Origin of the sequence: Pseudomonas sp. MMS21 TM103 (genome assembly GCF_022132145.1) — a bacterium.
Lineage (GTDB): Bacteria > Pseudomonadota > Gammaproteobacteria > Pseudomonadales > Pseudomonadaceae > Aquipseudomonas.
This window is the reverse complement of sequence record NZ_JAJISP010000001.1, coordinates 966,080-980,605: the sequence shown is the minus strand read 5'-3', so window position 1 is coordinate 980,605 and position 14,526 is coordinate 966,080. Positions and strand designations below refer to the sequence as shown.

Annotated in this window: 7 protein-coding genes; 5 read left to right on the top strand and 2 right to left on the bottom strand. The window is 62.8% G+C overall.

The window, feature by feature from the left end; all coding sequences use genetic code 11:
* Window positions 1-63: 63 nt before the first annotated feature.
* The 5 genes from LJY18_RS04435 (at window position 64) to LJY18_RS04415 (ending at window position 11,927) form a co-directional block, all read left to right on the top strand.
* Window positions 64-2,112 (top strand): methyl-accepting chemotaxis protein, encoded by a 2,049-nt coding sequence (locus LJY18_RS04435; RefSeq protein WP_238040578.1) that lies wholly within the window; start codon window positions 64-66, stop codon window positions 2,110-2,112.
* A 68-nt stretch (window positions 2,113-2,180) separates the two neighbouring features.
* Window positions 2,181-3,038, top strand: coding sequence for a CheR family methyltransferase (locus tag LJY18_RS04430; RefSeq protein WP_238041115.1), 858 nt, complete (start codon window positions 2,181-2,183; stop codon window positions 3,036-3,038).
* Between the two features lie 30 nt (window positions 3,039-3,068).
* Window positions 3,069-10,391: a hybrid sensor histidine kinase/response regulator gene (locus LJY18_RS04425; RefSeq protein ID WP_238041114.1), complete on the top strand. Its 7,323-nt coding sequence runs from the start codon at window positions 3,069-3,071 to the stop codon at window positions 10,389-10,391.
* Window positions 10,388-11,449 (top strand): chemotaxis protein CheB, encoded by a 1,062-nt coding sequence (locus LJY18_RS04420; RefSeq protein ID WP_238040577.1) that lies wholly within the window; start codon window positions 10,388-10,390, stop codon window positions 11,447-11,449. The genes LJY18_RS04425 and LJY18_RS04420 overlap by 4 nt, the downstream gene beginning before the upstream one ends.
* A gap of 7 nt (window positions 11,450-11,456) precedes the next feature.
* A complete protein-coding gene (locus LJY18_RS04415) occupies window positions 11,457-11,927 on the top strand; it encodes a chemotaxis protein CheW (protein WP_238040576.1) in 471 nt (156 codons plus the stop codon).
* A 212-nt stretch (window positions 11,928-12,139) separates the two neighbouring features.
* Here the strand turns inward: LJY18_RS04415 and LJY18_RS04410 are convergent, their stop codons facing one another.
* Complete coding sequence (locus LJY18_RS04410) at window positions 12,140-12,859, bottom strand: 16S rRNA (uracil(1498)-N(3))-methyltransferase (RefSeq protein ID WP_238040575.1); 720 nt, start codon at window positions 12,857-12,859, stop codon at window positions 12,140-12,142.
* A 72-nt stretch (window positions 12,860-12,931) separates the two neighbouring features.
* On the bottom strand, window positions 12,932-14,338 hold the full coding sequence (locus LJY18_RS04405; protein ID WP_238040574.1) for an adenosylmethionine--8-amino-7-oxononanoate transaminase: 1,407 nt from the start codon (window positions 14,336-14,338) through the stop codon (window positions 12,932-12,934).
* Window positions 14,339-14,526 lie beyond the last annotated feature (188 nt).

Sequence of the window (14,526 nt, the reverse complement as noted above, 5' to 3'; positions counted from 1 at the left end):
TTTGTCGGCCTGTTGGGGTTGTGTGGGAACGGTAGCGCGATCGGTCCGGGCGGGGGCCAGAAAATGAAAAAACTAAATACAGGCAATCTATTCACGGGTACGCGCAGCAGCACGCTGATCGCTGGGCTGTTTATCGTCCTGATCGTCTCCATCGTGCTGTTGTTTGCCAACTTCGCCTACATCAACACGCAATCCAACTACGATACGGAATACATCGGCCATGCCGGTGAGCTACGGGTGCTGTCCCAGCGTATTGCCAAGAACTCCACCGAAGCAGCGGCCGGTACTGCCGAAGCCTTCGGTCTGTTGCGCGAGGCGCGCAACGACTTCCAGACCCGTTGGGGCTATCTGACCGACGGCAACGAGGTCAGCGGTATGCCTTCGGCGCCAGAAGACGTGCAGGCGCAGATGGCAGCCGTGCAGCAGGACTGGGATAGTCTGCGGCAGAACACCGACGCCATTCTGGCCAGCGAACAGACCGTTCTGTCCCTGCATCAGGTGGCTGAGACCCTGGCGGAAACCATCCCGCAGCTGCAGGTCGAGTACGAGGAAGTGGTCGACATCCTCCTGGAAAGCGGGGCGCCGGCCGTCCAGGTTTCCGTGGCCCAGCGTCAGTCGCTGCTGGCAGAGCGTATCCTCGGTTCGGTGAACAAAGTACTGGCCGGTGACCAGGACTCGGTGCAGGCCGCCGACATGTTCGGTCGCGATGCCAGCCTGTTCGGGCGGGTATTGAGCGCCATGCTGGAAGGCAATGCGGCAATGGAAATTGCCAAGGTCAACGACGCGGAAGCGCTCGAGCGGTTGGCGGAAATTTCCGAGCTGTTCGAATTCGTTTCCGGTTCGGTGGACGAGATTCTCGAAACCTCGCCGGAACTGTTCCAGGTGCGGGAGTCGGCCAACGGCATTTTCACCGTCTCGCAGACCCTCTTGGATAAAGCCTCCGAGCTGGCTGTCGGCTTCGAAGACATGGCTGATGGCCGCGCCATCAACACCCTGGCCGGTTATGTGCTGGGTATTCTGGCATTGGCCTCGATCATCCTGATCGGCATCGTGATGGTGCGGGAGACCAACCGCCGCCTCGCTGAGACCGCCGAGAAAAACGAACGTAACCAGGCGGCGATTCTGCGACTGCTGGATGAAATTGCCGACCTTGCCGACGGTGACTTGACCGTTGCCGCGACCGTAACCGAAGACTTCACCGGTGCCATCGCCGACTCCATCAACTACTCCATCGACCAGCTGCGCGACCTGGTAGTGACCATCAACCTGACCGCCGTTCAGGTAGCTGGCGCCGCCCAGGAAACCCAGGCCACGGCGATGCACCTGGCCGAAGCCTCGGAGCACCAGGCCCAGGAAATCGCCGGTGCCTCGGCGGCGATCAACGAGATGGCCGTGTCGATTGACCAGGTATCGGCGAACGCCTCGGAATCCTCTGCGGTAGCGGAACGTTCGGTAGCCATCGCCAACAAGGGTAACGAGGTGGTGCACAACACCATCACCGGCATGGATAACATCCGTGAGCAGATCCAGGACACCTCGAAGCGAATCAAGCGCCTCGGTGAGTCGTCCCAGGAGATCGGTGACATCGTTAGCCTGATCAACGACATTGCCGACCAGACCAACATCCTCGCCCTGAACGCCGCGATCCAGGCTTCCATGGCCGGTGATGCGGGCCGCGGCTTTGCGGTGGTGGCGGACGAAGTCCAGCGCCTGGCGGAACGTTCATCGGCGGCGACCAAGCAGATCGAAGCCCTGGTCAAGACGATTCAGACCGACACCAACGAAGCGGTAATCTCGATGGAGCAGACCACCTCCGAGGTAGTCCGCGGTGCACACTTGGCGCAGGACGCCGGGGTCGCGCTGGAGGAGATCGAGAAGGTATCCAAGACCCTCGCGGCCTTGATCCAGAACATTTCCAACGCGGCGCGCCAGCAGGCTTCTTCGGCCGGTCACATTTCCAACACCATGAACGTGATCCAGGAGATCACCTCGCAGACCTCGTCCGGTACCACGGCTACCGCCAAGAGCATTGGTAACCTGGCCAAGATGGCCAGTGAGATGCGTAAGTCGGTTTCCGGCTTTACCCTGCCGGAAAGCGGCGAACAGGCATAAGCAAACGTGGCGTGGCGACCTTTGCTGGTCGCTGTCCAGCGTCTATGGCCATGAGCGAGAGGCACGACATGCAGTCAGGCGCCTGGGCCTTGCAACCAGTGGTGGACATGGCTGCTGCCGAGTTTCGCGCTTGGCAAGCGCTGCTCGAAGAGCGCACTGGCGTGGTGATCAGTGAGCAGCGGCAGGCGTTTCTGCAGACCAACCTGAGTGCGCGCATGCGTGAACTGGGTGTGGCGGATTACGCCACCTATTTCCGCCAGGTCACGGATGGTCCGCGTGGAGCGGTCGAGTGGTCGACCCTGCTGGACCGCCTGACCGTGCAGGAGACCCGTTTCTTTCGTCACCGGCCATCGTTTGAGGTACTCGAGCGTTACCTGCGAGAGCGACTGCAGCGAGGGTTGGGTAGCCCCTGGGAGATGTGGAGCGTCGGATGCTCGAGTGGTGAGGAACCTTATTCGTTGGCGATCACGGCGGCTGAAGTGCTGCGTGACAGCGAGCACCCCGAGCACTTTGGCGTAACCGGAACCGATATCAGCCTGAACGCTCTGCGCCTGGCGCGCGATGGTCAGTACGGCCCGCGCAAGTTGGAACAAATCGATACGGAGTTGGGTCAACGCTATTTTGTGGCCCAAGCCGATGGACGCTTCAAAGTTGTAGCGGATCTGGCCGCGCGAGTGTGTTGCGCCAGGCTCAATGTGCTGGAGTTGGCCAAGGCGCCAATGTCCGGTATGGACGTCATTTTTTGTCAGAACTTGCTGATCTATTTTCGCCGCTGGCGTCGCCGCGAGATCCTCAACTGCCTGGCCGAGCGCCTGGCACCGGGTGGTCTGCTGGTGGTGGGAGTGGGTGAAGTGGTTGGTTGGCAGCATCCGGATTTGCTTCCGGTGGCCGACGAGCGAGTGCTGGCGTTTACCCGCAAGGGATAGGGCAGAGCCAAGTTTATGAGTGAAGCGGCTATGGGGGATCGGCACGACTATGTCGCCCTGGAATGGGTCAAAGGCGAAATCGCGGAAACCCTGAAACAGGCGCGCCAAGCCCTGGAGGCATACGTCGAGAATCCCCAGGATTCAACGCGCATGCGCTTCTGCCTGACCTATGTGCACCAGGTACACGGCACTCTGCAAATGGTGGAGTTCTACGGCGCAGCCCTGCTCGCCGAAGAAATGGAGCACCTGGCCCGGGCCTTGATGGAAGGTCGCGTGGCCAGCCAGGGCGAAGCCCTGGAAGTGCTGATGCAGGCCATCCTCCAGCTGCCGGTCTACCTCGATCGGATCCAGACCGCCCGTCGCGATTTGCCGATGGTGGTGTTGCCGCTGCTCAACGACCTGCGTGCCGCCCGCGGCGAAAAGCTGCTCTCGGAGAACAGTTTATTTTCCCCGGATATGTCCGCGCGTGCGCCGGCCTTGTCAGACGAGTCCCTGGGCGAACTGCGCACCGCGGACCTGCCGATACTGCTGCGCAAGCTGCGGCAGATGCTGCAAGTGGCCTTGGTCGGGCTCCTGCGTAATCAGGATCTGCCGACCAATCTGGGCTATATGGCGCGGGTTTTTGGCCGTCTCGAGACGTTGTGCAAAGACGCGCCGCTGGGTCCCTTGTGGCAGATCGCCTCGGGTCTGGTCGAGGGGCTGGCCAGCGGTGGCGTGGTCAATAGTCCGTCGGTACGTACGCTGCTGCGTGAGGTCGATAAAGAACTCAAGCGCCTGCTCGATCAGGGTGCCGACGGCATCAACCAGCCGGCCTCCGACGAGCTGACCAAGAATCTGTTGTTCTATGTCGCCAAGGCACCGGCGCAGTCACCGCGTATCAGGGCCTTGAAGGAACAGTTCCGACTCGACGACGCGCTGCCTAACACCGATATCGTCAATGAGGAGCGTGCCCGTCTGGCCGGTCCGGATCGCGATGCCATGCGCTCGGTCGTTGGCGCGCTGTGTGAGGAGCTGGTGCGGGTCAAGGACAGCCTCGACCTGTTCGTGCGCAGTGATCGCAATCATGTGGGCGAGCTGGAGAGCCTGCTGGCGCCGCTCAAGCAGATTGCCGACACCCTCGCCGTGCTGGGTTTCGGCCAGCCACGTAAAGTCATCCTCGATCAGATCGACGTGGTTCACGGCCTGGCCCTTGGCCGGCAGGCGCCGAGCGATGCCGTGTTGATGGATGTTGCCGGAGCACTGCTGTATGTCGAGGCGACCCTGGCCGGCATGGTCGGTCCGGTTGCCGACGGCTCTCGCGAAGAGAGCCACCTGCCCACCACCGACGTGGCGCAGATTCACCAGCTGGTGATCAAGGAAGCGCGCAACGGCCTGGAACAGGCCAAGGACGCGATCATCGAGTTCATTGCCTCGCAGTGGAATCACGAGCACCTGGCGCGTGTGCCGGCGCTGCTGACCCAGGTGCGTGGCGGCCTGGCAATGATTCCGCTGGCGCGGGCCGCGGAGCTGTTGAATGCCTGCAATCGCTACATTCAGGAACAGCTGCTGGCGCGCAAGGCCGTGCCTAACTGGCAGAGCCTGGACACCTTGGCCGATGCCATCACCAGCGTCGAGTACTACCTTGAGCGCCTGGCCGAAGACCATGGCAGCCAGGGTGACCTGATTCTCGATGTGGCCGAGGAAAGCCTGGAAAGTCTCGGTTATCCCCTGAAAGAAAAGCCCTCGATCCTCGATCAGATAGATCCACGGCAAGAAGATGTCGCCTCGCTTGCCGACCCGCTGCATGACATCGAAGTACTGGCCGATGAGCCAGCCGAGGCCGAGACTCTGGAGCCGGTTGCACAGCAGGAGGCGCAGATCGAGCCCGCGCCGTTTGAGGAACCGGGCGCCGAACTCGCCGAGACTGGCACTGCGGCGGTCGAGACCCAGCCGCCGCTTGACGATGACAGTTGGAGCCTTGCCCCGCTGGAAACTGATCCACAGGCGCTCGATCTGCAGTTCGAGGCGGAGGTAATCGAACCCCTGCCGACTCTCGACCTCAGTGAGGAAGCGCCAGCGTCGCAGGCGGATTTCAGCCAGGATGCCATGCTGCTCGAAGAGCTGAGTCTGGACGAGCTGAACGGCTCTGGCCACTGGGATGAGGCCGAGCTGGCATCGCTGGGTGTGCCCGAAGTTGAACTGCCGAGTGCGCCGCTGACAGTCGATGAACCTGCCCCCGAGGTCGACAAGCCGCTGTCGCTGGCCGATGTCATGGCCGCACCGCAGCAGGCGATCAATCCGCCGGCTCACGATGTGCCGCCGAGTCTGCTGCCACCACCGGCCGATGAAGAGTCGTTCGATGAAGAGTTGATGGAGGTCTTCGTCGAAGAAGCCGGCGAAGTGTTGGAAACCATCGGCGAGTTTCTGCCGCAATGGGGTGCCGACCCGGCCAACAAAGAGGCATTGATCGAAATTCGCCGCGCCTTCCACACCCTCAAGGGCAGTGGTCGCATGGTTCGGGCGCTGGTCATCGGCGAGTTGGGCTGGTCGATCGAGAACCTGCTCAATCGGGTTCTCGACCGCAGCATTGAACCCACTGCCGACGTGTTGCAGGTGGTGGCCGACGTGGTCGCGCTGATGCCGGCCCTGGTCGCCGAGTTCGCCGCCAAGGCCCAGCGCCAGCGTGACGATGTCGACCTGCTGGCCGCCACCGCGCATGCGCTGGCGAAAGGGCAGAGCCTGACAAAAGCCGATGCCCCGGCGGTCCAGGTCGCGTCACCTGAAGGTGAGCCCGAGGCTGTTGCGTCAGTCGTTGAGCCGAGCGAAGTGCTCGATGGCGAGCCCCTTTATGGCGAGCCCCTCGATCCGCAACTGTTGGAGATTTTCCGCAACGAAGCCGAAACCCACCTCGACACCCTGGTCGGTTTTCTTGCCGATTGCGCCCAGGAACTGCCACAGCCGGTCACCGACGACCTGCAGCGTGCCCTGCACACCCTCAAAGGCAGTGCCTACATGGCCGGAATTCTGCCGGTGGCGGAGATCGCCGCACCGCTGGAAAAAATGGTCAAGGAGTTCAAGAGCAACCTGATCCCGATGGATCTGGCCGAAGCCGAATTATTGAGCGCTGCCGAGAAGCTGTTCCGTCTCGGCCTGGCGCAGCTGGAAACTCAGCCGCTGGCTCCTCTGTCCGGTGCGCCGGAGTTCCTCGAGCGTGCGCACAAACTGCATCAGGATCGCCTCGACGCCGCGCAAAGCAGTCGCCAGAGCGAGCAGGGCGAAACCCGCGATCCGCAGCTGATCGGCATTTTCCTCGCCGAGGGCATGGACATCCTGCTGGATGCCGAGGCCTTGCTGCAGCGCTGGCGCGAGCACCCCTCCGATCGTCAGGAACTGAGTGCCTTGCTGGACGAGTTGACGACCCTGGGGCGCGGCGCGGAAATGGCCGAATTGCCGCAGATCGATGAACTCTGCGAAGCCCTGCTCGACCTCTATGGTGCCGTGGAAGAAGGCAGCCTGGCGGTCAGCGAGCGCTTCTTCAGCGAGGCCGAACAGGCGCATGAAGCCCTGATCAGCATGATGGATCAGGTTGCCGCCGGCCTCCAGGTCAGCGCCGAGCCGGCGCGGGTCGAGGCACTGCGCAGGTTGCTCGGTGAAGCGCTGGATCCGAGCGCACTGGCACTGTTGTCCGCGCAAGGGCAGGCGGATTTGCAGCCCGTCGAGCTGGATGCCGCCACTGCGGCGCTCGAGCAGTCGCCCTGGGCGCACGAGAGCGACGGCGAGACGGTGACAGCAGTGGAGATGCAGGTCGATGAGGACATCGGTATTTTGCCTGAGTCCGAGCCTGCTGCTTCCTCTGGCTATGAGGCGCTCGACGCGGAGATGGTCGAGATCTTCCTCGAGGAAGCCGTGGACATCCTCGAGAGCGCCGGTCAGGCATTGGAAGGCTGGAGTGCCGAGCCGGGCAACAAGGCCGCCCTGTCGTCCCTGCAGCGTGACTTGCATACCCTCAAGGGTGGCGCGCGGATGGCCGAGATTCGTCCGATTGGCGACCTCGCCCATGAGCTGGAGTCCTTGTACGAAGGCCTGGTGGATCGGCGCTTCAGCCATTCGCCGGCGCTCGTCGCTCTGCTGCAGCAAAGCCATGATTGCCTGGCCATGTTGCTGGAGCAGCTGCAAAAGCAGGCCGTGATGCAGTCTCCGCACGAACTGATCGAGGCGATACGTCACTTCCGCCAGGGGGGGGGCGTGCCCAGTTTGTCAGTAGCGGCAACGGCCGCCGAGAATGATCTCGAAGCCGAAGCCGAAGCCGAAGCCGAAGCCGAAGCCGAAGCCGAAGCCGAAGCCGACCAGGAGGATGATGTTGAAGAGGTGCTGTCGTCATTGCTGCACAGCGAGGACGATCTAGAGCCGAGCCTGGAAGCAGACCCTGAGCAGGATTTTGCCGAGGTTGAGCGGGAGACGCCAGCGGAGGCCCTCGCCGCACCCGCGGCAACCGATGCTGCTATGCCCGTGGCAGCCGAGTTCGTCGATCAGCCCGACCAGGAGCTGGTGGACATCTTCCTCGAAGAGGGTTTCGACATCATCGACAGTTCTGGCGCGGCGCTGCTGCGCTGGATGGATGACGTCGACAACAGCCTCGAACTGGAAGCCCTGCAGCGCGACCTGCACACCCTCAAGGGTGGTGCGCGCATGGCGGAAATACGCGAGATTGGCGACCTCGCCCATGAACTCGAATTCCTCTACGAAGGGCTCGCGGATGGTCGGCTGCGTCCTAGCCAGGAGCTGTTCGGCCTGCTCCAGGCTTGCCACGATCGCCTGGCGGAGATGCTCGATGCGGTGCGCGGCAAGCGCCCGGTGCCTGATGGCGATGCGCTGATCGAGACGATCAAGCATTTTCGCGCCAACCCGGACCAGCAACTGAGCATGCCGTCTGCCGTGCAACTCAAGGCGGTGGCGGAACATCCGGATCAGGACGATGACGAGTCTGACATCCTCGATATCTTCCTGGAAGAAGCCGACGACCTGTTGGAGGCGATGGAGGCCGCCATGGGTCGCTGGGATCAGCAGCGTGACGATGGCGCGGCGATCGATGACATGTTGCGTGTCCTGCATACCCTCAAGGGTGGGGCGCGGCTGGCCGGCCAGAACCGTCTGGGCAATCTGACCCATGACCTTGAAGCACACCTGAGCGAGGCCCTGCTGCAAGGTGCGCCATGGCCGGAAAGCCTGTTCCTCGATGTGCAGTCCGGCTTCGAGGGGCTGCAGAAAGAGCTCGATCAACTGCGTCAGCGCCTGCAAGCCAGTTTTGCCGACGATGACCAGGCGACGGCCAGCGTTGAGGTCGTGGCGGCAACAGTCCCCGGCCTGCTGGCACCTATAGTCGCGGCCAGTGAATTGCCGGCGCGGGAGCAGGTGGCGAAAGTCCTGCCGTTCGTTCGTCGTGCGCAGGAAGCTGCGCAGGAAGCTGCCGCGCGACGTGCTCCACAGGAGCTGGTCAAGGTGCCGGCGGAACTGCTCGAAGGTCTGGTCAACCTGGCCGGTGAGACTTCGATCTTTCGCGGTCGGGTCGAACAACAGGTCAGCGACTTCGGTTTCACCCTGAGTGAGATGGAAGCGACCATCGACCGTGTACGCGACCAACTGCGCCGCCTGGACATCGAAACCCAGGCGCAGATCCTCAGTCGCTATCAGGCCGAGGCCGAGCGCGCCGGCTACGAGGATTTCGATCCGCTGGAAATGGACCGCCATTCGCAGCTGCAGCAGCTTTCACGCGCACTGTTTGAGTCCGCCTCCGACTTGCTCGATCTGAAAGAAACCCTGGCCATGCGTAACCGCGATGCGGAAACCCTGTTGCTGCAACAGGCGCGGGTCAATACCGAGCTGCAGGAAGGCTTGATGCGCACCCGCATGGTGCCCTTCGACCGGCTGGTCCCGCGGCTGCGGCGGATTGTCCGTCAGGTCGCCGGTGAGTTGGGCAAGCAGGTCGAATTCGTACTTGGTAATGCCGAAGGCGAGATGGACCGCACCGTGCTCGAACGTATTGTGGCGCCGCTGGAGCATATGCTGCGCAACGCAGTCGACCATGGTATCGAGCCGGCTGCGCTACGCCGCGCCGCTGGCAAGCCGGAGCAGGGCACTATCCGCCTGAACCTGGGCCGCGAGGGCGGTGATATCGTCTTGACCCTCAGCGACGATGGCGGCGGGATCAAACTCGATGCCGTACGGCGCAAGGCCATCGAGCGTGGCCTGATGGACCAGGAGTCGGATCTGACCGATCACGAAATCCTCCAGTTCATCCTCGAAGCTGGGTTTTCCACCGCCGAGGCGGTCACCCAGATTTCCGGGCGTGGCGTCGGCATGGACGTGGTGCATTCCGAGGTCAAGCAGCTCGGCGGCTCCATGAGCATCGATTCGACCCCGGGCGAAGGCACGCGCTTTGCCATTCGTCTGCCGTTCACCGTGTCGGTCAACCGTGCGCTGATGGTGCTGTCGGGCGAAGACCTGTATGCCATCCCGCTGAACACCATCGAAGGCATCGTGCGGATTTCTCCTTACGAGCTGGAAGCCCTCTATGAACAGAGTGGCTCGGCGGCGACTGAGACCCCGCGTTTCGAGTACGCCGGTCAGGCCTACGAGTTGCGTTATCTCGGTGACCTGCTGAATAACGGCCAGCAACCCAAGCTGGTCGGTCAGAGCCTGCCCTTGCCGGTGATCCTGGTGCGCTCGAGCGAGCACGCGGTGGCGGTGCAGGTCGACTCCCTGGCCGGCTCCCGCGAGATTGTGGTGAAGAGCCTGGGGCCGCAGTTCGCCGGGGTGCATGGCATTTCCGGCGCGACCATTCTGGGTGACGGTCGCGTGGTGGTGATTCTCGACCTGCTGGCCACCATCCGCGTGCTCCATGCGCACCTGCTCAACCAATTGCATCCACGCATGGTCGGCCATACGGCGACTGCCGCGGAAATTGAAGCGGATCGGCCGACCCTGGTCATGGTGGTGGATGACTCGGTCACCGTGCGCAAGGTCACCAGTCGTCTGCTCGAGCGTAACGGCATGAACGTATTGACGGCCAAGGACGGCGTGGACGCCATCTCCCAGTTGCAGGAGCACAAGCCCGACATCATGTTGCTGGACATCGAAATGCCGCGCATGGACGGTTTCGAAGTGGCAACTCTGGTGCGTCACGACGAGCATCTGAAAAACCTGCCGATCATCATGATCACCTCGCGTACCGGTGAGAAACACCGTGAGCGAGCGCTGGCCATTGGTGTCAACGAATACCTCGGTAAACCCTACCAGGAGTCGTTATTGCTCGAGAGCATTGCCAGGTTGGTGGATCGCCACCCGGTAGAACGCCATCCGGACACGCGCGCATGACGGACAACAGCGTGGCACGTATTGCGGTGATTGCCGATACCTCCCTGCAGCGCCATGTGCTGCAGCAGGCGTTGACCGGGAGCGGCTATCAGGTCGTGCTAAACAGCGATCCGGCGCGCCTGGATGAGGCAACGTTGACGGCTTGCGAGACCGACCTGTGGCTGATCGATCTGGCCCAGTCCGAGGATTTGCCGCTGGTCGACAACCTGATGGAAACCGCCTGCGTGCCAATCCTGTTTGGCGAGGGACATGCCCCGGAGCGCCATTCGGAAAATTACCCGCGTTGGGAGCGGCGCCTGTTTGGCAAGTTGAAGAAGCTGATCGGTGATCCATCGCAAGCGGTTGGGCCCAGTCTCCAGGCTTTGCTGGCCGAGGCGCAGCGGCCAACTCGTCTGGATCTGCCACAGGTGCTCGCAGATACGCCGTTGGTGGTTGGAGAGCCGGCTCGGCAGGTCTGGTTGCTGGCCGCTTCGCTCGGCGGCCCGGCTGCGATCAAGGCTTTCCTCGACGCCTTGCCTGGTGGTCTGCCGGTTGGTTTTGTCTATGCCCAGCATATTGACCCCAGTTTCGAGTCGGTGCTACCGCAGGCGGTCGGACGACATAGCCAGTGGCGTGTCAATCCGGCGCGTCACGGCGACTCGGTACGTTGCGGTGAGGTGGTGGTAGTGCCGATCAGTCGCGAGCTGGGTTTCAGTGAAGAAGGAACCATGCTCATCAGCGAACGGGCCTGGCCGGAACCCTACAGTCCATCGATCGATCAGATGATGCTCAATCTGGCCAAGCATTATGCCGGGCTTTGCGGCGTCATTGCCTTCAGTGGCATGGGCAGCGATGGCAGCGCCGCGGCGGCTTATGTGCGGCGCCAGGGCGGGGCCATCTGGACCCAGCGTAGCGATACCTGTGTCTGCCCGAGCATGCCGGACAGCCTGCGCGAGGGTGGATACAGCAGTTTCAGCGCCGACCCCCGGGAGCTGGCCGCAGGGCTGGTCAATCAGCTGGCCGAGCAGTGCAATGAAACCGCCGCGCTTGAATCTTCACCACAGATAATTGGGGCATAGCCTTTACATGAGCCAAGTCATAGCCACCCCGAATACCGTCAACAGCCTCACTGCGCTGCAGGTGCCACTGGCCGATCGCACCCTGTTGCTGCCTAACGTGGCCGTCGCCGAGCTGGTTGCCTATCGCGCGCCGCAAGTCAGTGCTGGCATGCCGGCCTGGTTTCTTGGTCAGGTTAGCTGGCGTGACTTGAGTTTGCCGCTGCTGTCGTTCGAGGCGGCCTCCGATGGCCAGGCTCAGGTCGGTTCCGCTGCGCGTGTGGCGATCATCAACGCCCTCGGTGGGCGCGCCAAGGTCAAGTTCATTGCCCTCCTGGTCCAGGGCATTCCGCGATCGGTAAAGGTTGGTGCCGAGTTGCTGCGTGCCGACGTGCCACTGGCGCCGCTGGAGCTGGATGCGGTGCTCATTGGCGAGAATGTGCTGAAGATTCCCGACCTGGTTGGCTTGGAGCAGAAACTGGCAGATGCCGGGTTGATCTGAGCGCGAGTGAAAAGCGCTCGCCTACTACGAGTCGTTACCTCGAGCAGTCCGCGATCCGGGTGTCCCTCGCCGCAGGCAGTGCAGCGTCGATCACAAGTACGACACACCTCAGGCAGACTGTCGCTGCGCCCCGTCTGCCTAGGCTGGCGCTAGCAGGCGGTGAAACTACCTGCGGTGCCGTTCCTGCATTGAAAACGACCTGCGAGCAGTTTTTAGAAATCGCCCCACAATTGCTGCGCAACGCTGAGCGCCACCACCGGCGCGGTTTCCGTGCGCAGTACCCGAGGTCCCAGGCGCGCGGCGTGGAAGCCGGCGTTTTTCGCCTGCGCCACCTCGGCATCCGCCAAGCCCCCTTCCGGGCCGATCAGGAAGGCCAGCGATTGCGGCTTGCCGTGGCTGGCCAGCGGCTCGGCGACTGGATGCAGCACCAGTTTCAACTCCGCCTCGCTCTGGCCGAGCCAGTCGCTCAGCCCGAGCGGCGGGTGAATGACCGGAACCACCGAGCGGCCGCACTGTTCGCAGGCACTGATCGCCACCTGGCGCCAATGGGCCATGCGCTTGTCGGCCCGCTCGTCTTTCAGGCGCACCTCGCAGCGTTCGCTGACAATCGGGGTGATCGCATTGGCCCCCAGTTCGCAGGCCTTCTGGATCGCCCAGTCCATGCGCTCGCCACGTGACAGGCCCTGGCCCAGGTGGATGTGCAGCGGCGATTCAGCCAGACCGGCGAAGACCTCGCGTACTTCGACGCGCACGTTCTTTTTGCCGACCTCGATCAGCTCGCCGAGAAACTCGTTGCCGCTGCCGTCGAACAATTGCACGGCATCGCCAACAGCATGGCGCAGCACGCGGCCGATGTAGTGGGCCTGGGTTTCCGGCAGCTCATGCTGGCCGAGAGCGAGCGGGGCGTCGATAAAGAAGCGGGATAGGCGCATAAGGGCAAGCTGCACGCGGCAAGTTAGGAGCTGCAAGCTTAATGCTTTCGGCTTGCAGCTTATAGCGGCGCCTTAGCCCGGATCGCGAAAGCCCGGGTAGCGATTGTTGCCCACGGCCACACTGACCGAACTGCGGGTGGCCAGGTCGATGCCTTCAGTGGCGACCTCGGCCAGGAAGTCGATCTGCTCTTCACTGATCACGTAGGGCGGCAGGAAATACACCACGCTGCCCAGCGGGCGCAGCAGGGCGCCCCGTTGCAGGGCATGCTGGAAAACCTTGAGGCCGCGGCGCTCCTGCCAGGGGTAGGCGGTCTTGTTCGCCTTGTCATGGACCATCTCGATGGCCAGGGCCATGCCGGTCTGGCGCACCTCGGCGACATGCGGGTGGTCGACCAGGTGCGCGGTGGCGCTGGCCATGCGCGCGGCGAGTTTCTTGTTGGCCTCGATGACGTTGTCCTGTTCGAAGATATCCAGGGTCGCCAAAGCCGCGGCGCAGGCCAGCGGATTGCCGGTGTAGCTGTGCGAGTGGAGGAAAGCGCGCAGGGTGTTGTAGTCGTCGTAGAACGCCTGGTAGATGGTATCGGTGGTCAGGCAGGCGGCCAGCGGAAGATAGCCACCGGTCAGGGCCTTGGACAGGCAGAGGAAGTCCGGGCGGATGCCGGCCTGTTCGCAGGCGAACATCGTCCCGGTTCGGCCGAAGCCGACGGCGATCTCGTCGTGGATCAGGTGCACGCCATAGCGATCGCAGGCCTCGCGCAGCAGCCTGAGGTAGATCGGGTGGTACATGCGCATGCCGCCGGCGCCCTGAATCAGCGGCTCGACTATCACTGCCGCCACCTCATGGCCATGCTCGGCCAGGGTCTGCTCCATATGGGCGAACATGGCCCGCGAGTGGGCTTCCCAGCTCATGCCGTCGGGGCGGAAATAGCAGTCCGGGCTGGGCACCTTGATGGTGTCCAGCAGCAGCGCCTTGTAGGTGTCGGTGAACAGCGCGACATCGCCGACCGACATGGCCGCGATGGTTTCCCCGTGGTAGCTGTTGGTCAGGGTGACGAAGCGCTTTTTCTCGGGCTGGCCGACATTCAGCCAGTAGTGGAAGCTCATCTTCAGCGCGACTTCGATGCAGGATGAGCCGTTGTCGGCATAGAACACCCGATCGAGTCCGGCCGGGGTCATCTTGACCAGGCGCTCGGACAGTTCGATCACCGGCTGGTGGCTGAAACCGGCGAGGATCACGTGTTCCAGTTGGTCGACCTGATCCTTGATGCGCTGGTTGATCCGCGGGTTGGCATGGCCGAACACGTTGACCCACCAGGAGCTGACCGCATCTAGGTAGCGCTTGCCGTCGAAGTCTTCCAGCCAAACCCCTTCACCGCGTTTGATCGGCACCAGAGGCAGCTGTTCGTGATCTTTCATCTGCGTGCAGGGATGCCAGAGCACATTCAGGTCGCGCTGCATCCAGTGGTCGTTCAGGCTCATCGAAACACTCTCCCAGTCATCTGCGGCAAGCCTATCAGATGCCTCCCCGTACATGTGTGCTACAGCCTGGCGGGTTGTGGAGCGCGGCAGTGCCGGTTACGCGCTCGGGGATAGCGTCGACAGGCATCGCCCGCCGCTCTGCCCGCTGGGCTGATCTCATTGTGTAGGGGGTTAAGTACGGGCTTTTG